Source organism: Pseudochrobactrum lubricantis (assembly GCF_041929865.1).
GTDB classification, from domain to species: domain Bacteria; phylum Pseudomonadota; class Alphaproteobacteria; order Rhizobiales; family Rhizobiaceae; genus Pseudochrobactrum; species Pseudochrobactrum saccharolyticum.
Genome location: NZ_JBHEEE010000001.1, coordinates 312733 through 334753 on the forward strand (window position 1 = coordinate 312733; position 22021 = coordinate 334753).

General features: G+C 53.5%; 21 protein-coding genes. 6 read left to right on the forward strand and 15 right to left on the reverse strand.

Going from position 1 to position 22021, the window contains the following annotated elements; all coding sequences use genetic code 11:
- From srlE to JNC80_RS01360, 3 genes are read right to left on the reverse strand one after another with little or no spacing between them, the layout of a single operon-like run.
- Positions 1-993, reverse strand: coding sequence for a PTS glucitol/sorbitol transporter subunit IIB (gene srlE / locus JNC80_RS01350; RefSeq protein ID WP_075654241.1), 993 nt, complete (start codon positions 991-993; stop codon positions 1-3).
- Between the two features lie 16 nt (positions 994-1009).
- Positions 1010-1810, reverse strand: a complete 801-nt coding sequence (srlA, locus tag JNC80_RS01355; RefSeq protein WP_376709270.1) for a PTS glucitol/sorbitol transporter subunit IIC — start codon at positions 1808-1810, stop codon at positions 1010-1012.
- Between the two features lie 54 nt (positions 1811-1864).
- Positions 1865-2299, reverse strand: a complete 435-nt coding sequence (locus JNC80_RS01360; protein WP_376709271.1) for a transcriptional regulator GutM — start codon at positions 2297-2299, stop codon at positions 1865-1867.
- 205 nt (positions 2300-2504) lie between these two features.
- Here JNC80_RS01360 and JNC80_RS01365 point away from each other — a divergent pair, with 205 nt between their 5' ends.
- Complete coding sequence (locus JNC80_RS01365; RefSeq protein WP_075654240.1) at positions 2505-3152, forward strand: hypothetical protein; 648 nt, start codon at positions 2505-2507, stop codon at positions 3150-3152.
- A 109-nt stretch (positions 3153-3261) separates the two neighbouring features.
- Here the strand turns inward: JNC80_RS01365 and JNC80_RS01370 are convergent, their stop codons facing one another.
- The 4 genes from JNC80_RS01370 to JNC80_RS01385 all read right to left on the reverse strand — a co-directional run bounded on the left by JNC80_RS01370 (position 3262) and on the right by JNC80_RS01385 (position 8028).
- A complete protein-coding gene (locus JNC80_RS01370; protein WP_376709272.1) occupies positions 3262-4593 on the reverse strand; it encodes an acetoin dehydrogenase dihydrolipoyllysine-residue acetyltransferase subunit in 1332 nt (443 codons plus the stop codon).
- A gap of 2 nt (positions 4594-4595) precedes the next feature.
- Entirely contained in the window at positions 4596-5594 is a 999-nt protein-coding gene (locus JNC80_RS01375) for an alpha-ketoacid dehydrogenase subunit beta (RefSeq protein WP_022710184.1), read from the reverse strand.
- Positions 5595-5601: 7 nt separating this feature from the next.
- The gene (locus JNC80_RS01380; protein WP_116086585.1) at positions 5602-6639 is read right to left on the reverse strand and encodes a thiamine pyrophosphate-dependent dehydrogenase E1 component subunit alpha; all 1038 of its coding nucleotides are present in this window, start codon (positions 6637-6639) and stop codon (positions 5602-5604) included.
- Positions 6640-6708: 69 nt separating this feature from the next.
- Positions 6709-8028, reverse strand: coding sequence for an NAD(P)H-dependent oxidoreductase (locus tag JNC80_RS01385; RefSeq protein WP_376709273.1), 1320 nt, complete (start codon positions 8026-8028; stop codon positions 6709-6711).
- A 391-nt stretch (positions 8029-8419) separates the two neighbouring features.
- Here JNC80_RS01385 and JNC80_RS01390 point away from each other — a divergent pair, with 391 nt between their 5' ends.
- The 3 genes from JNC80_RS01390 (at position 8420) to JNC80_RS01400 (ending at position 10673) form a co-directional block, all read left to right on the forward strand.
- On the forward strand, positions 8420-9829 hold the full coding sequence (locus JNC80_RS01390) for a PTS galactitol transporter subunit IIC (protein WP_022710187.1): 1410 nt from the start codon (positions 8420-8422) through the stop codon (positions 9827-9829).
- A gap of 71 nt (positions 9830-9900) precedes the next feature.
- Positions 9901-10362 (forward strand): PTS sugar transporter subunit IIA, encoded by a 462-nt coding sequence (locus JNC80_RS01395; protein WP_376709274.1) that lies wholly within the window; start codon positions 9901-9903, stop codon positions 10360-10362.
- A gap of 23 nt (positions 10363-10385) precedes the next feature.
- On the forward strand, positions 10386-10673 hold the full coding sequence (locus tag JNC80_RS01400; protein ID WP_022710189.1) for a PTS sugar transporter subunit IIB: 288 nt from the start codon (positions 10386-10388) through the stop codon (positions 10671-10673).
- Between the two features lie 52 nt (positions 10674-10725).
- Here JNC80_RS01400 and JNC80_RS01405 read toward each other — a convergent pair whose 3' ends face one another.
- Positions 10726-11916: a M24 family metallopeptidase gene (locus JNC80_RS01405; protein ID WP_376709275.1), complete on the reverse strand. Its 1191-nt coding sequence runs from the start codon at positions 11914-11916 to the stop codon at positions 10726-10728.
- A 186-nt stretch (positions 11917-12102) separates the two neighbouring features.
- Between JNC80_RS01405 and JNC80_RS01410 the strand changes: the two genes are divergently transcribed.
- Positions 12103-12738, forward strand: coding sequence for a flavin reductase family protein (locus JNC80_RS01410; protein WP_022710191.1), 636 nt, complete (start codon positions 12103-12105; stop codon positions 12736-12738).
- A 4-nt stretch (positions 12739-12742) separates the two neighbouring features.
- The gene (locus tag JNC80_RS01415; RefSeq protein WP_022710192.1) at positions 12743-13441 is read left to right on the forward strand and encodes an aspartate/glutamate racemase family protein; all 699 of its coding nucleotides are present in this window, start codon (positions 12743-12745) and stop codon (positions 13439-13441) included.
- Between the two features lie 162 nt (positions 13442-13603).
- Here the strand turns inward: JNC80_RS01415 and JNC80_RS01420 are convergent, their stop codons facing one another.
- The 7 genes from JNC80_RS01420 to JNC80_RS01450 all read right to left on the reverse strand — a co-directional run bounded on the left by JNC80_RS01420 (position 13604) and on the right by JNC80_RS01450 (position 21859).
- The gene (locus JNC80_RS01420) at positions 13604-14587 is read right to left on the reverse strand and encodes an ABC transporter ATP-binding protein (protein ID WP_075654231.1); all 984 of its coding nucleotides are present in this window, start codon (positions 14585-14587) and stop codon (positions 13604-13606) included.
- A complete protein-coding gene (locus tag JNC80_RS01425; protein WP_022709820.1) occupies positions 14587-15579 on the reverse strand; it encodes an ABC transporter ATP-binding protein in 993 nt (330 codons plus the stop codon). Before JNC80_RS01425 ends, JNC80_RS01420 begins: the two co-directional genes overlap by 1 nt.
- Position 15580: 1 nt before the next feature.
- Positions 15581-17095: an amidohydrolase family protein gene (locus JNC80_RS01430; RefSeq protein WP_376709276.1), complete on the reverse strand. Its 1515-nt coding sequence runs from the start codon at positions 17093-17095 to the stop codon at positions 15581-15583.
- Positions 17092-18285 (reverse strand): amidohydrolase family protein, encoded by a 1194-nt coding sequence (locus JNC80_RS01435; RefSeq protein WP_376709277.1) that lies wholly within the window; start codon positions 18283-18285, stop codon positions 17092-17094. The genes JNC80_RS01430 and JNC80_RS01435 overlap by 4 nt, the downstream gene beginning before the upstream one ends.
- 5 nt (positions 18286-18290) lie before the next feature.
- Positions 18291-19238, reverse strand: a complete 948-nt coding sequence (locus JNC80_RS01440; protein ID WP_075654227.1) for an ABC transporter permease — start codon at positions 19236-19238, stop codon at positions 18291-18293.
- Positions 19239-19247: 9 nt separating this feature from the next.
- Positions 19248-20219, reverse strand: coding sequence for an ABC transporter permease (locus JNC80_RS01445; RefSeq protein ID WP_022709824.1), 972 nt, complete (start codon positions 20217-20219; stop codon positions 19248-19250).
- Positions 20220-20287: 68 nt separating this feature from the next.
- Positions 20288-21859: an ABC transporter substrate-binding protein gene (locus JNC80_RS01450; protein ID WP_370627037.1), complete on the reverse strand. Its 1572-nt coding sequence runs from the start codon at positions 21857-21859 to the stop codon at positions 20288-20290.
- Between the last annotated feature and the right edge of the window lie 162 nt (positions 21860-22021).

A 22021-nucleotide genomic window follows, 5' to 3' on the forward strand; every position in this document is an offset into this window, starting at 1 on the left:
TTAAAGAACCATCAGGCTCACAGCCCATGCAATCAGCACCGAAACCGGCCCCATGATCTGACGGCTGATGAGAACCGCAGGAACACCGATCTCGATGGTTTTCGGCTTGGCTTCACCCAATGCCAGACCAACCGGCACGAAGTCACAACCGACCTGCGTGTTATAGGCAAACAGTGCAGGCAGAGCCATTGCCGGAGCAATTGTACCATTGGCAATTTGCGGCCCGATAATTGCCACACCAACCACCTGCGCAATCACCGCACCAGGTCCGAGAACCGGCGACAGAAACGGCAGACCGCAGATTGCGGAGAGGATCAGCAAGCCGATAATATTATTGGCAAGCGGCCCCAGCGGCTGTGCGAGAATATCGCCGATACCGGTATAGAGGATGAAACCGATCAGCATGGTAACGAAAGCCATGAACGGCAATACGTTACGGATAACCTGATCGATGGTACGGCGACCGGCATTAAAGAATACGCCGACAATACCGCCCATTACACGGCCGACACTGCTGATAAAGCCGATCAGACCGCCCTCAGAAGGCTGTTCAACCGGTGCAGCAGCAGGTGCCTCAGCCTTGGTCTGTGCCGCAGCGGCAGCCGCCGGTGCGGAACCATCTGCAAGGGCAATATTTTCAGACTTCACACCCGACACATAGATATCTTCGGTAATATACTGTGCCAATGGTCCTGACTGACCGACCGGCATCACATTAACCGTCGGAATGCGTTTGCGCGGATAGACACCGCAACGTGCCGTGCCGCCGCAATCCACGATTACAACAGCCATTTCGCTTTCAATCGGCGGGCTTTTAAAGCCGTCAACCGCTTCAGCACCGGTCAGGTCTGCAATCTGACGGGCAATCGGGTGAATACCGCCACCGGTGACAGAAACAACCTTGTTACGCTGTTCGGTCGGCTGAATGGTCAGCGGGCCGCCCCAGCCGCCGGAACCCGGATTAATTGTTACGGATTTATAGGTTTTTGCCATGTTCCCCTCCCGCCCCTCAGAGCTCAATGCCCTGACGGCGCGCCATAATGGCGGTAATACGTTCTGTCAGCATACCTTTGAGCAGGATCACTACGAGACCGACCAGCGCATACCAGATGGCCACAGTGATATGATAACCGCCCGGCACTGCGCCCTTCTTTTCCAGCTCCAGCAGAGCCACAAGAATGCCGCCCCAGACGAAATACTCGCCCGGATTGATATGCGGGAACAGACCAAGCGGCGGATGCACATAGGAAACCGCAGCATCGTAAAATGCAGGCTTATGCTTTTCTGCGAGAAACGACCCGAATGTATAGGCCATCGGATTGGTCAGGAAGAAAACAGAAAGTAAAGGCAAAACCGTATAACGGGTCAGCGCGATACGTCCGGCACCGCGCGCCAGACCATGCACGCGCTTTTCTCCCACCAGTTCGGTGATCGCGTAGAAAGCGGTCATCAGCACGATCAGTGTCGGAATGATGCCGGTAACAAAGCCGGTCAGAACCTCGCCACCCTTCTGGAACACACCAATAAAGTGTTTACCCAAAGCGGTAAGCCAGCCGAGCTGTTCTTCCTGCTGCACATTTTGCAGGCGTTCACGGAACTGATCGACAGTGATATTGCCGCCGGTTGCAGCCGCTGTTCCCGTATCGGTGCTGGCCTGCGCCAATACCACGAGATCATTGCCACTTTGCTGCACCGCCATTTTGCTGTGCAGCCCTGCGTTTAACACTGCGTCGGATACCAGCCCCCCCGCATGATGCAGGGATTGCATGGTGACGTCGGCATGTTGTGCCAACATTGCTGTAATTGACATATTACCTCCCTGATTGCCGCACCGGACATGCGGCCTCCCCTACTCTTTTTTAGTTCAGGCTTCCGCTATCTTCAGACCGGTTAATCCGGTCTCTCCGTCAGACGTATCAGCCAGCCTTTCGGCCTGCTCGATTGCAGAACGCACCGCATGTGCCACAGCCGGCTGAAATACGTCCTGTTCCAGCTGCTCCCGCAATTGGGTCAGTGTCAGCCCTTCAAAAGCATCACGACGGGTGAATTTGGCAAAGACTGTACGACCGCTCATCTCCAGCAATCTGCGCACAACCAGATCACGATCCACCACGATCAGAACAATAACGCCCTTACCGAAACGCCCGCGCACATGGCCGGCACCAACATATCCGTCTTTGTATTTATTGCTGATGCCCTTCATGACATCGGTATAGTGACGCATCTGGAACCAGACACCCAGCGACTGGAAACCCCAGAGCAATGCCAAAGCTAATAATGCCCATTGCCATATCGCCATACGATATCCTCCCGACTGCCTCTGAACCCGTCATCAGCTCATTCTCCCGAGTGAATTAGAGAACATTTGTTTTTTTCAATGTCAATATGTATAATTCATTACACGCAGGTCAAAGCGAATGGACCATGACATTTCTCCTGTCATCGCTTATGATTACTGTCAATAAAGTGCCCGCATAAAAGACCGATACAAGAAAGAGCTCATGATGGATCTGCTATTCAAAAACCAGATGGCAAATGTGCCTGATTTACGGCACAGGCTGCGTCAACTGCGCTGGTTTCGGGCGACTTTGCGTAAACATGCCGGTCTGATTACCGAAATGACCGGTATGCGCTATGATATTGATGAAAAACGCCTGACGGAAGCCTTTCTCAACTGGATCGAGCTGGTCAATCAGAACAAGCATTATGCTGCTGTTGACCGCAAGGATTTCATTATTTTTGCCGCCGGTCTGGTTCTTAAAGAACTGATCCGCCTCAGCCCCGCCAGAGCCGTGAATGCGCCGGATAAAGTTCTGACCGGCGAGATGGAAAATTTGAACGAAATCATCCGTTTCTGGCCGGAAGGTTTTCTCTATACCAATTACTGTATTTGTGCGATTGCCGCGATACAGGAACAGGAATTCGGCATAAGCCCCGATATTGACCAGAGCGCCAATGATCTGCGCACCTGGTGGACGTATAAAGAAAATGCGTCTGAAATGCCGGGTTTTGCCATCGCCTTTCTCGACAAGTTTTTGGGACAGGAACCCAATTGGGTGATGCCGGATTTTGCCTCGGCACGCGCGGCAGTGCAGCGTGCACTCGGCGCAGACAATCCTGCCGTTGCACTCACGCAGCCATCACAGAATTAAAATTAAAAATCCCCCGCAGGATGGAAAGGAAAGCCTTGCATCCGGCGGGGGTGGGATCAGAAAAACAGGCTATACAGAGGGAACGGTATGCAGCCTGTTTTCTGCAATTTTATTGTGCTGCCCTGCTGCACTCGCCAATGATACGCAGCACAGCATCACGCTGCTCCAGCTGAGGCATATGTCCGCAATTGCGGAACACATGCACACCAACTTCTCCCGGCAGGCCATGGGCATGAGCCACGGGAATAATGCGATCCTGCGCACCGAAGATCAGCCGTACAGGAATTACCAGCCCCTCAAGGCTTGAGCGGATTTCAAATGTCTGCGTATTGTCCGCACATAAATGCGCCGCCATACCGGCCTGCGCTTCGCGCAATTCCGTATCCTGTGCCTGCGCAACCGTCGCATTGATGAAGGCTCTGGAGAGCATATTCTCATCGGCAAACAGTTCTTTCAGCCAAGGTACAATGCTTGCTTCACTTTTGGCCTGTACCAGACCATTGAGGAATGCACCATTGATCTGCGGGCCGAGACCGGCAGAGGAAATCAGCACCAGCGAGCGCACATCAGCAATGCCGCGCGCGGCTGTGACAGCCGCAACAGCGCCACCCATCGAATGACCGACCAGAATACAGGCTTCAACTCCATGCGCCGCCAGTGTTGCTTCCACACTGGCCGCAATCGCATCAATACTCTCCGGCACGTAGCGCGGTGAGCCGCCATGGGCTGGCAGATCAAGCGCCAAAACCGGATTGCGTAAAGTACCGCCGGCCAGCAGCATGCGCCAACTATTGAGATCTGACGCAAAGCCATGGATCAGCACAATTGGCAACTGCCCGCTTTCACCTTGGCGCAACCAGACCGCATTGAGCGCAGCTTGCACCGGTGATGTGAGTACCGGACGAGGTGCAGTGGCCTGCACCGGCGAAGCAACAGGGGTCGCAGCCGCCAAGCTGAACTCTATGTCTTTCTTCTGAATACGGCCTTTAGGACCGGAACCCTGTACCGCACTCAGATCAAGACCTGCATCTTTTGCCAGCCTGCGCGCCAGCGGTGTTGCACGAATGCCTGCAATTTCAGTCTGTGCAACCGGCGCGGGGGTAACAACCGGCTGCACAGCGGGGGCTTCAGAGACTGAAGGCGATATTTGCGGTTCAACAGCCGATTCTGAAACCGGTTTGCTGGCAGCTTTCCGCTCCTCGCCTTCAGCATAAATCCATGCAACAGCCTGACCGACCGGCACAACTGCGCCTTCCGCAGCAGACACATCGCCGAGAATGCCGGATGCCGGTGCATCCACTTCCATAGCGGCTTTGTCAGTTTCAATCTCAAACAGCAACTGACCTTTGGTGACCGTATCGCCATCCTTGGCGTACCAGCGCGAAATCTGGCCGGTCTCCATATCCATATCAACTTTAGGCAGGATGACTTCAACCGCCATGACTAGCGCGCCCCCTTCACAAGTTCACGGGCGCTTTTGAGAATATCCGGCACCTGCGGCACCGTTGCCCGTTCAAGATCAGGATTATAAGGGATTGGTGTTTCCGCACCGCCAAGACGAATGATCGGAGCATCAAGATAATCAAATGCATCGCTTTCAGCGACAAGCGCACTGATTTCAGCGCCGATACCCAATGTCTTAACCGCCTCGTAAACGCACATCAGTTTCGAGGTTTTCTTCACACTGGCAATAATGGTTTCGCGGTCAATCGGGCGCACAGAACGCAAATCAATCACTTCAACATTGATGCCTTCTTTGGCTAGTTCAGCAGCCGCATCCAGCGCCTTATGCACCATAATTGCCGAGGCAACGATGGTCAAATCTGTACCTTCACGCACCACTTTCGCCTTGTTAAGCGGCACGGTGTAATAACCTTCAGGGACTTCGCCCTTCATTTTGTAAAGCAGCTTATGCTCGAAGATCATCACCGGATCAGGATCTTCAACCGCTGCCAGCAACATGCCCTTCATATCATAAGGGGTGGAAGGCTGGACAACTTTCAGACCCGGCACATGGCCCAGCCACGCCTCAATGCTCTGGCTGTGCTGCGCTGCAGCACCGGTGCCGGAACCGGCAGGAAAGCGCATTACCAGCGGCACGGAAACCGCACCGCCCAGCATGTAACGGATTTTTGCCGCCTGATTAACGATCTGCTCCATTGCGAGCGCCGCAAAATCAGAGAACTGGAATTCAAAAATCGGGCGCATACCGGTCAGCGCTGCACCGACGGCAACACCGGCACCGCCAAGCTCGGAGATCGGCGTATCCATCACGCGGTCTTCACCGAAACGATGCACCAGATCGCCGGTGACCTGAAAAGCACCGCCATAAACACCAATATCTTCACCCATCAGGAAAACGCGTTCATCGCGCTCCATGGCGATTGCCATCGCTTCCTGAATAGCCTGCGAATAACTCAACTCACGGATTGTCGTGTCCATTTTTCTATCAGTCCGTGTATACGTCGCGTGTCAGATTGGAGAGATCCGGTGACGGGCTGTTCTTGGCGAACTCGATAGCGTCAGCGATCTCTTTTTCGACATTGGTGCGGATTGTTTCAATTTCGGCATCATCAATGAGGCCGTAGGTTTTCAGATCAGCCTCAAAGCGGGCAATCGGATCACGATTGGTTGCCCAATCCTCGATCTCTTCCTTAGTGCGGTAGCGGTTACGGTCGCTCTTGGAATGGCCGCGCAGACGATAGGTCTTATTCTCGATCAGGGTCGGGCCTTCACCGCGGCGCGCCCGCTCAATCGCCTCATGGGCAGCTTCGGCCACATCAGAGAGATTATTGCCGTCCACAATCACCCCCGGCATATTATAGGCGGCAGCACGGTCAGCGATATTTTCAACTGCTGTCGAGCGTTTGGTCGAGGTGGACATGCCATAGCCGTTGTTTTCACAAACAAAAACCACCGGCAGTTTCCAGACCGAGGCCATATTCAGCGCCTCGTGAAACGCGCCTTCATTATTGGCACCGTCACCGAAGAAGGAAATAACGACCTTGCCGTTTTTCTGTTTCTTGGCCGACAGAGCAGCACCGACAGCAATCGGAATACCGCCGCCGACAATACCATTGGCACCGAGATTACCCTTTGAAACATCAGCAATATGCATGGAGCCGCCGCGACCCTTACAATAGCCGGTTTCCTTGCCGAAGAACTCGGCAAACATACGGCCAATGTCAGCACCTTTGGCGATACAATGACCATGGCCACGGTGGGTCGAGCCGATCATGTCATTTTCTTCCAACGGCAGGCATATACCCATAGCGCTGGCTTCCTGCCCGATGGACAGATGCATAGTGCCGTGAATAAGACCGCGCGTGTAGCTTTCTTCCGCGCCTTCTTCAAAACGGCGGATCAGATACATTTTATGCAGCGCTTCTTTCAGCTTTTCCGGTGAATATTCACGGAAAGCAAAAGGCAGATTGCGCAAATCACCCTTCGCGCCATCGTCCGTCTGAGCCTTTTTGACCTGAGCCATCAAAGTTTACTCCTCAAGGCACTCATCAGAACGGGGGTCTGATGAGGCCATATATCAAATTCAAAAATGTCAGGCGCCGTAGACCAGTCTGTCCTGACGGGCGCGCAATTCTGCGATCTTGGAACCTGCAGCCACAGCGGCATTGGCATAGGTGATCAATTCACCTTTTTTGATCGGCGCAGTAACGATACCGCCCTGCAGCAAACCACATGGAATGGCTTTAGCGGCGCGGGCTTCACCGGCAGTCATGATCCATGCGCGGTAGCAATATTCACCGATGGCATCGAGGGTTTCACCGATCGCCATATCCTTCTTGGCCACAGCTGCGACTTCCGCCACAGGCTTATCCAGCGGCACCATATCCGGCTTGCCATAGAGCACGACGCGGGCGCAGGTCAGCGGCACTTCCAGCGAGGTCAGGTGATAAGGACGATGGAAGGTGAAATACGGACCTTTGCCCATTTTCAGATCTTCCATACGCTCACTAATACGCGGATGGGACATGTCCGCAACAACAAACACGCCCGGTGCCACGCCCTTGCCGATCGTATAATCAACCACGCCCACACGAGAGAGCACGCCACCATCTTTTTCAGGGATCAGGGTTGAGGACAGCTGATCGAGCGTTGCAGCCGGACCATGCATACCGGCTTTATCCGGCACCAGACCGGTGGCATTGGCGATTGCCGCCATTTCCACCATGGTTTTGGAACCATCAACAAATTCCACCAGCATGCGCACATTCATATTACGGCGAATTGCTTCTTCCATATAGGCGTCCGGCACGGCATCAATATTGAGCGGATTGTTCTTGCCCTTGCCGGCAGCAACAATCGGGTGTCCCATAGCAGACACGAATTCAATCAGCTCCATACAGGAAGACGGCTCGTCACCGGCACCAAGCGAATAGGTGACGCCGAGGCGGTCCGCTTCGCTTTTCAGATAAGCGCCGATGGTCACATCTGCTTCAACATTCATCATGACGAGATGCTTGCCGTGCTCCATGGCACGCAGACCGATTTCCGCGCCGACGGCTGGCACGCCCGTCGCATCGATCACCACATCAATCAGATCATTCTCAAGGATCAGATCGGCATTGTCAGTAACAGCAACTTTGTGCGCTTCCATAGCGGCTGTCAGGTCGGATGCAGTATTAACCTCACGGCCATGACCACTTTCCTGAAAAGCAATATCAACAGCTTTCAGCGCATTCGGCACACGCAATTCGGAAATAGCACCAATCTCGATACCGGGCATATGCGCAACACGGGTCACAATATCCGTACCCATTTCACCTGATCCGATCAGGCCGATACGAATTGGCCTGCCGCTATCAGCACGGGCTTTCATATCGCGGGCAAGCCCTGTCAGCGCAACATTGGTGGTCATGAGTTCCTCCTGAGAGCGTTTTGGGTGCTTGACGCTCTGTCTGATTTTATCAGTTCTATAATCGGGTATTGAACATTTGTATTCAAGTCAATACCTCTGTTCAATTCATCTGCAGTAAAACAGTCGCAGGTGACGGTACAAAAGCGTAAAACCACGCCGCAGCAGCGTCACGAAAACCAATGCGCAGCATCAGGAAAAAATTCTGAGCTGCGTAAATTTCTGTATATTTTCCGCTAAAAACACGGCTTATTAAGAGCGAAATTCTTCAGGTCACATTTGCCCCCGATTGACTTGGATATAAATTTCGCAGATACACTTTGGTATTAACTAAAAAACAAATGTTGCATCACAACATAATAACGCTCTTACATATCCCGGGAGGCTTGGAGATATGAATGAATTCCTGAATGGCTTGAAATCCGCGATTGATACACTGGGGCCAACAGTCCTGCTGCCAATCGTGATCTTTATTATCGCCGTCATCCTTGGGGCAAAGGTCGGCAAAGCATTTCGTGCCGCCGTCACCATCGGCGTTGCCTTTATCGGTATCAATCTGGTGCTTGGCCTGATGTTCACCTCAATCGGTGAAGTGGCTCAGGCAATCGTTACCAATACCGGCATCAAGCGTGACATTGTTGATGTGGGCTGGCCTTCCGCCGCGGCCATTGCCTTCGGCTCTTCCGTCGGCCTGTGGGTTATTCCGGTCGGCATCGCCGTCAATATTGCATTGTTGCTGATGCGCTGGACACGCACACTCAATGTTGACGTGTGGAACTTCTGGCACTTCGCCTTTATCGGCTCGCTCGTTGTCGCGGCGACTGACAATCTGGCCTATGGTATTGCCATTGCCGCTCTGGTTGCCGCGCTGTCGCTGCTGTTTGCCGACTGGTCAGCGCGTGCCGTTCAGCAATTCTATGATGTGCCGGGCATTTCCGTTCCGCATATTGCATCGGCGCAAATTCTGCCGATTGCCATTGTCGTAAACTGGGTTCTCGACCGCATTCCGGGCATTAACAAAGTCAATATCAGCACAGAAACCATTGAACGCCGCTTCGGTGTTTTCGGGGAACCGGTGGTGCTCGGTCTGATTATCGGTCTGGTTCTGGGAACCATCGCTTTCTACAATGCCGGTGATTTCGGCACGGTACTGGCTAAAGTTCTCGGCACCGGTATGACACTGGCTGCTGTAATGCTGCTGCTGCCGCGCATGGTGAAAATCCTGATGGAAGGCCTGTTGCCGGTATCTGATGCCGCGCAGGAATTTGTGCGCAAGCGCACCGGCGACCGCGAATTGCTGGTCGGTCTTGATTCAGCAATCCTGATCGGCCATCCGGCTGCGATTTCTTCATCGCTGATCCTTGTGCCGATTGCAATCCTGCTCTCGGTTATCCTGCCGGGCAACCGCGTTATCCTGTTTGCTGATCTTGCGGTTATTCCTTTCATCGTGGCGCTCACCGCCCCGCTTTTGAAAGGCAATGTGTTCCGCATGGTTATTGTCGGTACAATCACGCTGACAATCGGTTTCTATGTGGCTAATGCTCTGGCACCGCTATTCACCAGCGCCGCCGTCTCTTCGGGCTTCAAACTGCCAGATAATGCCTTGCAGATTACTTCGGTGGTCGATGGCTTCCTGTGGATTCCATATGTTATCATTGAAGCAATTCAGTGGCTTGGCGTTGCCGGTATCGGTGTGCTGGCTGTAGTTGTGGCTGCTCTGTTTGTACTCTACCGCCGCAATACGCTGGCCTGGGAACGTGCAGCCGGTGCCGCTGATGAACCTGCAGATCAGGCCGCAGCCTGATAATCATCTCAAGCATTTACCCCGTTATCGCGGGGTAAATGCACAATATTCATAGTGAACGGAGAAACAGGATGGCTATCAGCCTCTTCAATTCCCTAACAGCTGACGCAATTCTGCTCGGCGTTGAGGCAAAAACCAATGAGGAGGTTATCCGTCTCCTGGCCAGCCGGTTGCATCAGCTTGGTTATGTCAAAGACAGCTATGCCGATGCGGTTGTGAAACGGGAACAGTCTATGCCGACCGGCCTGCCGCTGGAGCGCACTGACAATGTGGCTGTGCCGCACACTGATCCTGAGCATGTGCTGAAAGCAGCAATTGCCATGGCCACGCTGAAAACACCGGTTGATTTCGCAAATATGGAAGATCCGGATGAAACAGTCGGCGTCGGCACCGTGTTCCTGCTTGCCATTAATGACAAGGACAAGCAGATTGAAACACTGCAATCCATTATGGGCGCAATTCAGTCACCGGAGATTCTCGACGGTCTGAAACTGGCACAGACAACAGACGACCTTAAAAAACTACTCGGTTAAATAATATTATAAGGAGCGACCTCATGGCTAAACAGAAAACTATTCTCTTTGCCTGCGGCACCGGCATCGCCACCTCAACAGCGGTGAATGCCACTGTAACCGAGGAAATGAAAAAGCGCGGCCTCACTTTCAATGCTCAGCAGGCCAAAGCTACGGAAGTGCCGTCTCTTGCAGATAATGTGGATTTCATCGTCTCCACCACACCGATTTCAGCATCTGTGACCAAACCGGTCATCAAAGGTCTGGCCTTTCTGACCGGCATCGGCAAAGACAAGGTTCTGGATGAAATTGAAGCCGAATTGCGCAAATAATTCACGCTCCGGAAACAAAAAAGCCGCTCAGTTTTGAGCGGCTTTTAGTTTTTTAACCGAACGGTTGCGTCATGCTGAATGACGGCTCGGTGAACCATTCAGCACCCTGTTCAGTCATATAGAAATGATCTTCCAGACGGATACCGAATTTTTCCGGCACAACAATCATCGGCTCGTTGGAAACGCACATACCTGCCTGTAAAACAGTCTTATTCCCGCGCACCAGATAAGGTGCCTCGTGAATGGTCATGCCAATGCCGTGACCGGTACGGTGTGGCAGACCCGGCAATTGATAATCCGGCCCCAGACCGTGGCGCTCCAGTACTGCCCGTGCTGCATCATCCACGGAGCCGCAGGTTGCACCGATTTTAGCCGCTGCAAAAGCTGCAAGCTGCGCTTCTTTTTCAATATCCCAGATGTGCTGCTGCTCAGAGGTCGGCGTGCCGAAAATATAGGTGCGGGTCAGGTCGGAATTATAGCCCTGCACCAGACAGCCGGTATCCACCAGCACCACGTCATTTTCGGCCAGCACATCATCCTGCGGCAACCCATGCGGGAAAGCCGTTGAGCGGCCAAATTGCACTGCGCAAAAAGTGCTGCCATTGCTGCCGATAGCCTTATGCGCTTCATTGATGAATGTGCGCACAGTACTGGCTTTGATACCCACATGCAGAATACGGGCAGCGCGACGATGCACTTCCAGTGTCATCTGCATGGCCTGTTTCATGAGCGCGATTTCTGCCGGTGACTTCACGCTGCGACAGCCATCAATAATTACCGTTGCATCCTGCAAGGTGACGGAAGGTGCAGCTTTACCGATACCGCTGGCCATGCCGAATGGCAGCGCCGGATCAATAGCCAGAACCTTGCAATTCTCGTCCTGCAGAATTTGTGCCACCAGCTCAGATGGGCTTTCATGCTCTTCCCAGAGGCGGATGCGCGCATCCATAACACGCACGGCTTCCAGCGACCCCGCTTCAAAAGCCGGACAGACCAGATAGGGTTCGCCTTTCAGCGGCAGTATCATCGCCACCAGACGTTCGATCATGCCCCAACCGATACCGGTGAAATAATTGAGGCTGGTGCCTGCGCCGACGATCAGCGCATCTGCACCGCTTTCCGCCATCAGCTTGCGGGCTTTTTCAATACGCTCCAGCCGCTCAGCGACTGATATTGCCGGTGCAATATCTGTCCAAGGGCGAATTGCGCTCAGCTCTGTAGCGTAATCAGAACCACCAATCATCAGTCAGACCTTCCGTCTCTTTCAGAATTTGCAATCTCATATATCAGCTTCATATCGCTGAATATAGCAAATTTCTTTTCTTTAATTGCAAACAAAGACGGAAATTATTGACAACATATTTGTAGACAATATTAGCGAATTTTTCTAAGCTGAGCCGACTCCACAACAATAAACGGGGGAACATGAATGGATTTTGATTTCACGCGTATGGATCCGCAGGATCGCTACCGGCTGCTGACAAATTTTGTCGGCCCGCGCCCGATTGCTCTGGTCACAACCCGCGCGGAAAACGGGCAGGACAATGCCGCCCCGATGAGCTTTTTCAACGTCTTTTCTCATGATCCTGCGATTGTCATTCTCGGTATTCAGACAAGGCAGGACGGGCGGGAAAAGGATACTGTACTCAATATCCGCAGAACACAGGAATTTACCGTGAATATGGTGGATATGGCGCTTTCCGATGCCATGCTGGTTTGCGGCCTCGGCTTTGAGCCGGATGTTGACGAAGTGGCAATGGCCGGCCTGTCATCGCAGGAAGGTGCGCAGGTTTGCTCCCGCTGGCTGCCTCAATCGCCGTGCTCCATGGAATGTCGGGTAGAACGGCTGATTGATTATGAGCGCCGCGTCATCGTACTTGGCGAGGTTGTGCATATGCATGTGCGCCGCGACTGTCTGGATGATGCTGGCCGTTACGTCAATCCGGACACTTATCAGCCAATCGCCCGTCTGCATGCCGATAATTACATCGCTTCTGATAACCAGTTCGTTCTGAAATCGCCGGGATTAGCTGCGTTTCAGGATCGTCTGACCAATAAAGGCTAAGCCCTTGCGCATACTCCTTATCAATCCGAACTCCACCCAGTCCATGACCGATCAGGCAGAACGCAGCGCCCGCCGCGCAGCTTTGCCGACCACTGTCATTGAAGCAATCAATCCGGCAGACACCCCGCGCAGTATTGAAGGTCATGCCGACGAAGCGATGGCCGTACCTTCCATGCTCCAGCTCATCCGCGAAGGTGAAGCGAAGGGCTTTAATGCCTATGTCGTTGCCTGTTTTGATGATCCAGGACTGGATGCCGCGCGTGAAGTGGCCGGAGGGCCGGTTTTCGGCATTTGTCAGGCCGCTGTGCAGGTTGCCATGACCATTTCCAAACGCTTTTCCGTCGTTACTACCCTGCCCCGCTCCGTGCCGATTATTGAGGATCTGGTGCAGGAATATGGCGCAACCCATCATTGCCGCCGCGTGCGCTCCATTGATATGCCGGTGCTGGCTCTGGAAGACGATGCCTGCCACACGGAAGAAATGCTGGTGCAGGAAATTGAACGCGCCAAACGCGAAGACCATGCTGAGGCAATTGTACTCGGCTGTGCCGGTATGTCTGAACTGTGCGAGCGGCTGGAGCAGCGCTGCGGTCTGCCGGTGATTGACGGTGTAACCGCGGCTGTCAAACTCGCAGAAGCCTATGTCAGTGCCGGATACCGCACTTCCAAAGCCGGTGCCTATGATTATCCCCGTGTGAAATAAACCATACCCTCCACCGCTAATAAAAGCCTCCGGCCAGCAATGTCCGGAGGCTTTTTAATGGGTAAAAAACAAAAGACGACAGAGTGACCTCTGCCGCCTTTTGCCGGATGGTGCCGGATATCCGAAGACATCCGGCACGGAGGGTTCTTCTAAATTTAAACCTCAGATTTCACCAATGCGATGACAGGCAACGCGACTGCCGTCATCATAGGCTTTCATTTCCGGTTTTGTTGCCGAGCAGCGGCTGTCGGCAAAGGCACAACGCGGATGGAAAGTACAACCCGAAGGTGGTTTCAGCGGACTTGGCACTTCACCGCCACCGATGACACGGTCACGATGCGGTTCGGCAATATTCGGGATCGTTTCCAGAAGCAGGCGTGTATAAGGATGTTTCGGATCGGAAAACAGGGTTTCCGTGTCCGCTTCCTCAACAATCCGCCCCAGATACATCACCGCAATACGATCCGACATATGGCGGACAACGCTCATATCATGGCTGATGAACAGGAAGGTCAGGCCAAGCTCGTCCTGAAGCTTGCGCATCAGATTGAGAATTTGCGCCTGTACGGAAACGTCCAGTGCCGAAGTCGGCTCATCGCAGACCAAGAATTCCGGCTCACCGGCAAGTGCACGGGCAATGGAAATACGCTGACGCTGACCGCCGGAAAATTCATGCGGGAATTTCTTGCCGTCCGATGGTGCAAGACCAACGATTTTCAGCAATTCTTCCACACGGTCATTGATCTCGGCTTCAGTCTTACGCAGTTTCAGTTCACGCAGCGGTTCAGCAATAATGCTGTGCACCCGCCAGCGCGGATTGAGGCTGGCATAAGGATCCTGAAAGATCATATGTGCCGACAGCGGCGCACCGTTTTTGGACGGTGCAAAACGGATTTCGCCATTGCTCGGACGGTAAAGACCGGTCACCAGACGCGCCACAGTGGACTTACCGCAACCGGATTCACCAACAAGGCTCAAACACCCGCCCTGCGGCACGCTGAAACTGATATCATTGACCGCATGCAGCATCTGGCGCGGTTTGCGCTCGATCACACGGTTGAGCCACGGTGCGGAAACATCGAAGCAAATGCTTAAGTCTTTAACTTCAAGCGCGGCAGGTGACTGTTTCATAGCAATATCATTCATCAGGCAGCTCCCGCATTGAGCCAGCAGGCACTGACACCTGATCCGCCGGCAACCGGCATCAGATCAGGCCGTTCCTTATGGCAACGGTCAAAGGCTTTCACGCAGCGCGGATTGAAGGCACAACCGCTCGGAATAGCATCGAGACGCGGCATGGAGCCGTCAATCTGGTTGAGCCGTTCCACACGTTTACCGAGCGCTGGAATGGAGCTCATCAAACCACGCGTATACATATGGCTCGGATTTTTCAGCACGGTTTCAACCGGTCCGTTTTCCACCAAACGTCCGGCATACATCACCGCCACACGGTCAGCAGTCTCGGCAATCACGCCCATATCATGGGTCACCAGCATTACCGCTGTGCCATGTTCTTTGCAGAGACGGCGCAACAGCGAAGTGATCTGCGCCTGAATAGACACGTCGAGCGCGGTTGTCGGCTCATCCGCGATAATCAGCTTTGGTTCTGCGGCAAGCGCGAGTGCAATCACTACGCGCTGGCGCATACCGCCGGAGAACTGGTGCGGATAATGATTGATCCGGTCTTCCGGTGCGGGAATACCCACTTCTTTCAACAGCGAAATCGCCCGTTCCAGCGCCTGTGTGCGATTTAAGGCTAAATGCTGGGTAATGGTTTCCACCAGCTGCGATCCGATTGTGAAAAGCGGATTGAGTGAGGTCAGCGGGTCCTGAAAAATCGCACCGATTTCACGGCCGCGGATTTTCTGCATTTCCTTGTCACTGAGATTATCAATCCGGCGGCCATTGAGCAAAACTTCACCACCAGCAATGTGTCCCGGCGATTCAAGCAAGCCCTGCACGGCCAGACCGGTCATGGATTTACCCGCACCGGATTCACCAACCACGCCGAGAATTTCTCCCGGCATGATCGACAGGCTGACATCGGACAAGGCAGTCAGTGTGCCGCGTCTGCCCGGAAAATCCACCCGCAGATTTTTGACCTCAAGGGTCGGTTTATTGGATGAGGTATCTGCCATATTATGCTTCCTCTCCATGTTTGCCTGCCAGCGGATAGCTCGGCGGGAAAATCTCTGATACCGGCGGATTATTGTAGGAACGCTCAGGATATTTGGCGATCAGGCCGTCATATTGCGCCTGTGCCTGTGCGCGTGCTGCCTGCATATCAATGCCTGCAACTTCACCGTGACGCATCGACAGACGACCATCGACAAACACGGCTTTGGTGACTTTGCCGGAACCGCCGGTGACCAGCGTGGTGATCGGGTCGATGCTTGGTGCCATGAATGTATCATCAAGGCCAAACACAGCAATATCTGCCTTGGCACCCGCCTGCAGGCGACCAAGATCATCACGATCCAAGGCTTTGGCACCGCCCAGTGTCGCTGCATCAAACAGATTAGCGCAGCGGATGCTCTCCGGCGTACCGTCATTGATACGGCAGGTAATCAGCCCGATCAGCAGATTCATCAGCATATCGGGCGGTGTGGTGTCGGTGCCCATAGCAATATTGATGCCACGCTTTTTCACACTGGAGAACGACTTCAGCGTGCTGCCGCCACGGGCTGAAACCAGCGGACAATGAATGATCGACACATTATTTTGCGCGTATAGCGTCAGGTCTTCATCTGTAGCATTGGTGGCATGAGGAGCAATAATCCGGTCATTGAGCACACCAAGGCTGTTGAGCCAGACCGGTGCAGTGGTGCCGTGAAGGCTACGCACGGTTTCCACTTCCATCAGCCCCTGCGCCATATGCAGACGGATTTTGCAATCCAGCTCACGCGCCACATCCTGCGTGCGCTTCAGCAAATCAGCGGTGCAGGTTTCCACACGATCCGGTGCCAGCATACCGCGCACCAGATCACCATAACGGCCATTCTGACGGGCGATATAATCAGCTGCATCTTTGAGGCCGGCAAATCCGCGCTCTTCATTAAAGACCGGTATAATCTTACCCGGTTCCGCCAGCATCATGCCGCCGGAACGGTAAGCAGGGCTTAAGTAAACACGCAGACCGAGATCACCGGCTGCATCCGCTGCCGCATCAAATTCCGCAACGGTTTCGCCCCATTCACGGTAAAATAACGAGGCAATCGGTGCCGCCGTGGTGATGCCGTTTTGCAGCAGCTGACCGAAAGCAAAACGCTTCTGGAATGCCAGCTCGTCCTGACTGTACATTTCATAAGGGCCGCTCTCGATATAGGATTTCGGCCAAACACGGCCTTTCGCCCAGCCCGGATGGTGGTCAATACCGAGAATGGTTGTATCGAGATCAGACAGCGCATCGAGGTCAATCAAACCCGGACTGATGAGCGCATTGCCCAGATCAATGCGGCGGGCAACCTCACCGGCAAAATCGTGACCAACGAACAACACGGTACCGTCTTCGATCACCACTTCACCGTTTTTATACAGGCGATGCTGGCCATCAATATGCCCAAGCACCCATTGTGCTGTGAGCAGTGTGCGCCCCTCAGGACGCGCACCCAGTTTCAGGCTTTCAAGTGCAGTGAATTGTGTCTTGTCAGTCATGGCATTTCCACCACTGCTTTACCGTTACGTGCAGCAACGCGGCCGCCTTTAATCACCAGCGGGCGTGGTGCCACATCAACAACGGCATGAGCCAATGTCTGGCCAGTGAGCAATGTCATGTCAGCCTTGCAACCAACATCCAGACCATAGCCTTCCAGCTGCATCACATCAGCGCCGCCCTGCGAACAGATATACAGCACATGCTCCAGATCCACGTCACGACGCAGACCGTTTTTCATGCCGATCACTTTGGCACGGTCGATCATATCCGGCTGTCCCCACGGGCCCCATGTGTCGCGGATACCGTCACAACCGGCACCCATGCGGATACCTGCTTCTTTGAGGCGCAGCACAGACGGAACCGGAACAGAAGGTGCGCCGGTGGTGAGAATGGCAACATCCAGCTCTGCCAGCTGCTCAAGAAGGCTCGACACGCGCAGATAATCATTCGCACCGAGTGTGAAAGCATGGCTGATCGCGACTTTACCCTGCATGCCATTGGCACGGATACGCTCGAAAATCAGTTCCATGGTGAAAGCACCGAGCTCACCCAGTTCATGCAGGTGAATATCAATCGGCTTGCCATGTTTTACAGCAAGCGCAAACAGCGCATCCAGCTGTCCTTTCGGATCACGGTCGATACCGCAAGGATCAATACCGCCCAGCACTTCACAGCCCTGTTTCAGCGCTTCATCCAGCAGTTCCAGTGTACCCGGCATTACCATCAGACCAGACTGCGGGAAAGCCACAATTTCGATGTCGATCAGGTCTTTGAGTTTCTCGCGGGTTTCAAACACGCCTTCGAGAATTTTCAGACCATGGGTCGTATCAATATCCACATGGCTGCGGATATGGCTGGAACCGTGAGCGATCAGGCCAATGGCATGGCGCATCGACTGAATATGCGGATCGAGACCGATTTCAAGACGCTTTTCACGTTCAAAATCAATACGCTCACGCAAACTTGCCTGTTTGCCGTTCACATGCCAGTCGAGACCCCAGTTAGTTTTATCCAGATGGGTATGGGCATCAATCAGACCAGGGATAACAATATGTCCCTGACCGTCTTCAACAGCCACACCTTCCGCACTGAGATTGGTTCCGTACTCAGCGATACGACCATTACGGATCAGAATATCGGTGACAGCACCTGCCTGCGGGCGCACATTGCGCAACAAAAGATCAGACATAAATTTTACCTCAGTTTTGGATTAAGGGCATCGCGCAGCCAGTCGCCGAGCACGTTGACAGAAACAACGAGCAGGCAGAGCTGCAGAACAGGGAAAACGGTGATCCACCACAGGCCGGAGAACAGGAACTGGTTGCCCAGACGGATCAGTGTGCCAAGGCTCGGCTGGCTCGGCGGCATGCCGATACCAAGGAAGGAGAGCGTGGCTTCAGTGAGAATTGCCATACCAAAATTCAGCGTCGCTGCCACAAGGATCGGCGTCAGCGTATTCGGCAGAATGTGATACATCATGATGCGGCGTGCAGGCACCTTGAGCAGACGTGCAGCCTGCACATATTCCTTGGAGCGCTCAACAATGGTCTGCGCACGCACGGTACGGGCATATTGCACCCAGCCAGACAGTGTGATCGCCAGTACCAGAACACCGGCAGCCGCATAATCACGCAGGTCGGCAGGCAGCATCTGACGCACCACTGCGCTGACCAGAATAGCGATCAGAATGGTCGGGATTGAGAGGAGCACATCACCGATACGCATCAGCAGATTGTCGATGATACCCTGCATATAACCGGCGATCAGACCAAAGCTTAAGCCCACGATCAGCGACAGCACAACGGAAGCCACACCGATCAGGATGGAGATACGCGAGCCATAAAGAATGGCGGAGAGAATATCGCGTCCCTGTGTGTCTGTACCCAGCAGATAAGGCCACTGACCGTCAGCACTCCAGATCGGCGGCAGTTCGGAATTCCACAAGTCAAGCTGTGCCGGATCAAACGGATTTTGCGGTGCAATCAACGGCGCGGCAAAAGCTGTCACGATCATGAAGAACAGCAGAAAGGCTGCAATCATTGCCGGTTTATTACGGGTGAATGACCACCAGAGATCACTGTCACGCATACGCTGCCAGCGGCTTTGCGGTTTCACAATCGGGGCGTTTATTTTGTCTGTCATGTCTGCCCCTTAACGTGTAGCGGCGCGCAGGCGCGGATCAATCACAGCATAGGTGATATCAACAAGCGTATTCAGCGCAACAAAGATGAAAGAAACAATGCAAAGATAGGCGGCCATCACCGGAATATCGATGAATGTCACAGCCTGAATGAACAGCATGCCCATGCCCGGCCACTGGAACACGGTCTCGGTAATCAGCGCAAAAGCGATCAGCGAGCCGACATTCATCGCAGTCATAGTCACAACTGGCATTAAGCAGTTGCGCAATGCATGGCGGAAATAGATGCGGTAACGCGGAATACCACGGGCGCGGGCGAATTTGACAAAATCGGAACGCAGGGTTTCCAGCATTTCAGCACGTACCAGACGCATAATCAGCGTAATCTGATAGAGTGACAATGCAATGGATGGCAGGATCAGCGCCATGCGTCCGGAATGGGTGAGGAAGCCTGTCGACCACCAGCCGAGCTGCACGACATCGCCGCGACCAAAGGCAGGCAGCAAACCAAGACTTACCGAGAAGACGAGAATAAGCAGAATACCGACTACAAAACTCGGCAAAGACACGCCGATAATCGAGGCGAACTGGAACAGTTCCGTATACCATTTGCCACGATGGATGGCCGTAATCACCCCCATCGGAATACCGATAATCAGCGACAGCAGCGTGGCGACAATCACCAGCTCCATCGTTGCGGGAAAGCTCTCGGCGATCAGCCCCAGCACTTCCTGACCGTTACGATAGGAAATACCGAAATTGCCCTGAACAGCATCGCTGACAAATCGCGCATATTGCGTGATAAAACCGTCATTCAGCCCCAGACGCTCGCGCAGATTGTCACGGTCGATCTGGCTCATCTGTTCATTGGCCATCAGTTCAACAGGATCGCCCGCAAAACGGAAAATCATGAAAGCCAGCAATGCCACGGCGAGCATAACCATCGCCGCATTTGCCAGTCGCTTGATTATAAATACAAGCATTCAGTTCCCTCTCCCAAGGATAATCATGCTATGCCGCAATCTGTATGACCGCGGCATAGCTAAATTCGTTATTTCTTCAGAACAGTCAGCCAGTGGCGCGGCTTGTTATCAGCCTGCTGGACAACGCTTTCCACTTTGTCGGTGAGAACCCATGCAATCGGCTGCTGGTGCAGCGGCAACTGGATGATTTCTTTTTTGACGATTTCCAGTGCCTGTGTCTGCAAGGCCAGACGCTTCTCACGATCCATTTCCGTGGAAGCTGTTGTCACCAGCTTGTCCAGTTCCGGATAGGACCAGCCGCCCCAGTTGAACACACCGGCCACTCCGGATTTGGTCTGGATGACCTGCATCAGAATGGAATAGCTGTCGAGCATCGGCTCATTCGCCCAGCCGAGAATATAGGCATCGGCCTGACCGGCTGTACGCTTCGGTGCCTGTACAGCTGTCGGCCCGATATCCAGCGACGGTTTGAAACCGGCACGGGTCAGCATGGAAACCATGCCGTTGCACAGTTCTTCTTCATTCAGATAGTTTTCATAAGTGCAGACCAGCGTGAACGGGAAGCCTTCCGCGCCGTTTTCCTTCAACAGCGATTTCGCTTTGTCCACATCATAGCCGTAGAGCGTATCCAGCTCCGGCACATAGCCCGGAATTTCCGGTGCAATAATCGTACCGGCATTGCGGGATTTATCACGCATAATGCGCTTTTTAATCAGATCCATATCCAGCGCATGGGCAAAAGCCTGACGCACGCCCAGCTTGTTGAACTGGTTTTCATCACCGTTGTGCAGCTTCTCACGACGCTGGAAACCGACAAATACAGTGCGCAGATCGGTGCGCTCCATCAGGCGCAGACCCGGAGCTGATGCCAGACGCGCCAGATCCTGTGTCGGCGCGGATTCAGAGAAATCCACATCGCCGCCAAGCAGCGCTGCTACGCGGGTTGCAGCAGAGGTAATCGGGGTGAACTCGATCTTGTCGATATTATGCTGCGGCTTATCCCACCAGCCTTCATTTTTCAGCAGGATGGTTTTGCTGTCCGGCACGCGGCTTTCCAGCTTGAACGGGCCGGTACCATTGGTGTTATAGGTCGCATAACCTTCCTTCTGCCCGCCCACATCGGTCGGCAGCAGGGAATCGTTTTTCACCAGCCAGTCTTCATCAAACATATGAATATTGGTCAGGTCGTTGAGCAGCAGCGGATAAGGGCCTGTCAGCTCGATATCGATTGTATAATCGTCAACAATTTTAGCGGATTTATAGGCCGGCAGATTACCACGCAGCGGCGATGTCGGATGGCTTACACGGGTGAGCGAAGCCAGAACGTCTTTAGCGGTGAAATCCGCACCGTCATGGAACTTCACATCTTTGCGCAGATTAAAGCGCCATGTGTTCTCGCCGACAACTTCCCAGCTGGTTGCAAGGGACGGCTCGATCTTCAGATCGGCATTATAGCGCACAAGCCCTTCATAAATGTGGCTGAGAAAGGCAATCGTATAGCTGTCGCCGTAGGAATAAGGGTCCATCGAATAGACATCATGCGCTGCGCCCCAGCGCAAAGTCTCAGCAGAAGCAATATGCGCGGTATGACCTAATGCGAAAGCCATCAGACCCGCGAGGATCGATTTTCTGAATTTCATGAATTTGTTCCCCAAAAAAGACAACCGGCTCTTCACTCTTGATGGTGTTTTGTCCGGACGGGGAGAGTGTGTGGAATTCAGATTTCATTGTCAACTAAATTGTAGACATATTTTTTTACAAAATATTAGAGCAAACAGATAATATCGGGGAAAACCCGATCC

Coding starts and splice junctions, on each gene's coding strand:
- srlE (WP_075654241.1), bottom strand. CDS start 993: ATGGCAAAAACCTATAAATCCGTAACAATTAATCCGGGTTCCGGCGGC.
- JNC80_RS01365 (WP_075654240.1), top strand. CDS start 2,505: ATGGATCTGCTATTCAAAAACCAGATGGCAAATGTGCCTGATTTACGG.
- JNC80_RS01405 (WP_376709275.1), bottom strand. CDS start 11,916: ATGATTGGTGGTTCTGATTACGCTACAGAGCTGAGCGCAATTCGCCCT.
- JNC80_RS01360 (WP_376709271.1), bottom strand. CDS start 2,299: ATGGCGATATGGCAATGGGCATTATTAGCTTTGGCATTGCTCTGGGGT.
- JNC80_RS01410 (WP_022710191.1), top strand. CDS start 12,103: ATGGATTTTGATTTCACGCGTATGGATCCGCAGGATCGCTACCGGCTG.
- JNC80_RS01445 (WP_022709824.1), bottom strand. CDS start 20,219: ATGCTTGTATTTATAATCAAGCGACTGGCAAATGCGGCGATGGTTATG.
- JNC80_RS01390 (WP_022710187.1), top strand. CDS start 8,420: ATGAATGAATTCCTGAATGGCTTGAAATCCGCGATTGATACACTGGGG.
- JNC80_RS01400 (WP_022710189.1), top strand. CDS start 10,386: ATGGCTAAACAGAAAACTATTCTCTTTGCCTGCGGCACCGGCATCGCC.
- JNC80_RS01385 (WP_376709273.1), bottom strand. CDS start 8,028: ATGACCACCAATGTTGCGCTGACAGGGCTTGCCCGCGATATGAAAGCC.
- srlA (WP_376709270.1), bottom strand. CDS start 1,810: ATGTCAATTACAGCAATGTTGGCACAACATGCCGACGTCACCATGCAA.
- JNC80_RS01450 (WP_370627037.1), bottom strand. CDS start 21,859: ATGAAATTCAGAAAATCGATCCTCGCGGGTCTGATGGCTTTCGCATTA.
- JNC80_RS01420 (WP_075654231.1), bottom strand. CDS start 14,587: ATGAATGATATTGCTATGAAACAGTCACCTGCCGCGCTTGAAGTTAAA.
- JNC80_RS01395 (WP_376709274.1), top strand. CDS start 9,901: ATGGCTATCAGCCTCTTCAATTCCCTAACAGCTGACGCAATTCTGCTC.
- JNC80_RS01440 (WP_075654227.1), bottom strand. CDS start 19,238: ATGACAGACAAAATAAACGCCCCGATTGTGAAACCGCAAAGCCGCTGG.
- JNC80_RS01425 (WP_022709820.1), bottom strand. CDS start 15,579: ATGGCAGATACCTCATCCAATAAACCGACCCTTGAGGTCAAAAATCTG.
- JNC80_RS01430 (WP_376709276.1), bottom strand. CDS start 17,095: ATGACTGACAAGACACAATTCACTGCACTTGAAAGCCTGAAACTGGGT.
- JNC80_RS01370 (WP_376709272.1), bottom strand. CDS start 4,593: ATGGCGGTTGAAGTCATCCTGCCTAAAGTTGATATGGATATGGAGACC.
- JNC80_RS01375 (WP_022710184.1), bottom strand. CDS start 5,594: ATGGACACGACAATCCGTGAGTTGAGTTATTCGCAGGCTATTCAGGAA.
- JNC80_RS01435 (WP_376709277.1), bottom strand. CDS start 18,285: ATGTCTGATCTTTTGTTGCGCAATGTGCGCCCGCAGGCAGGTGCTGTC.
- JNC80_RS01380 (WP_116086585.1), bottom strand. CDS start 6,639: ATGGCTCAGGTCAAAAAGGCTCAGACGGACGATGGCGCGAAGGGTGAT.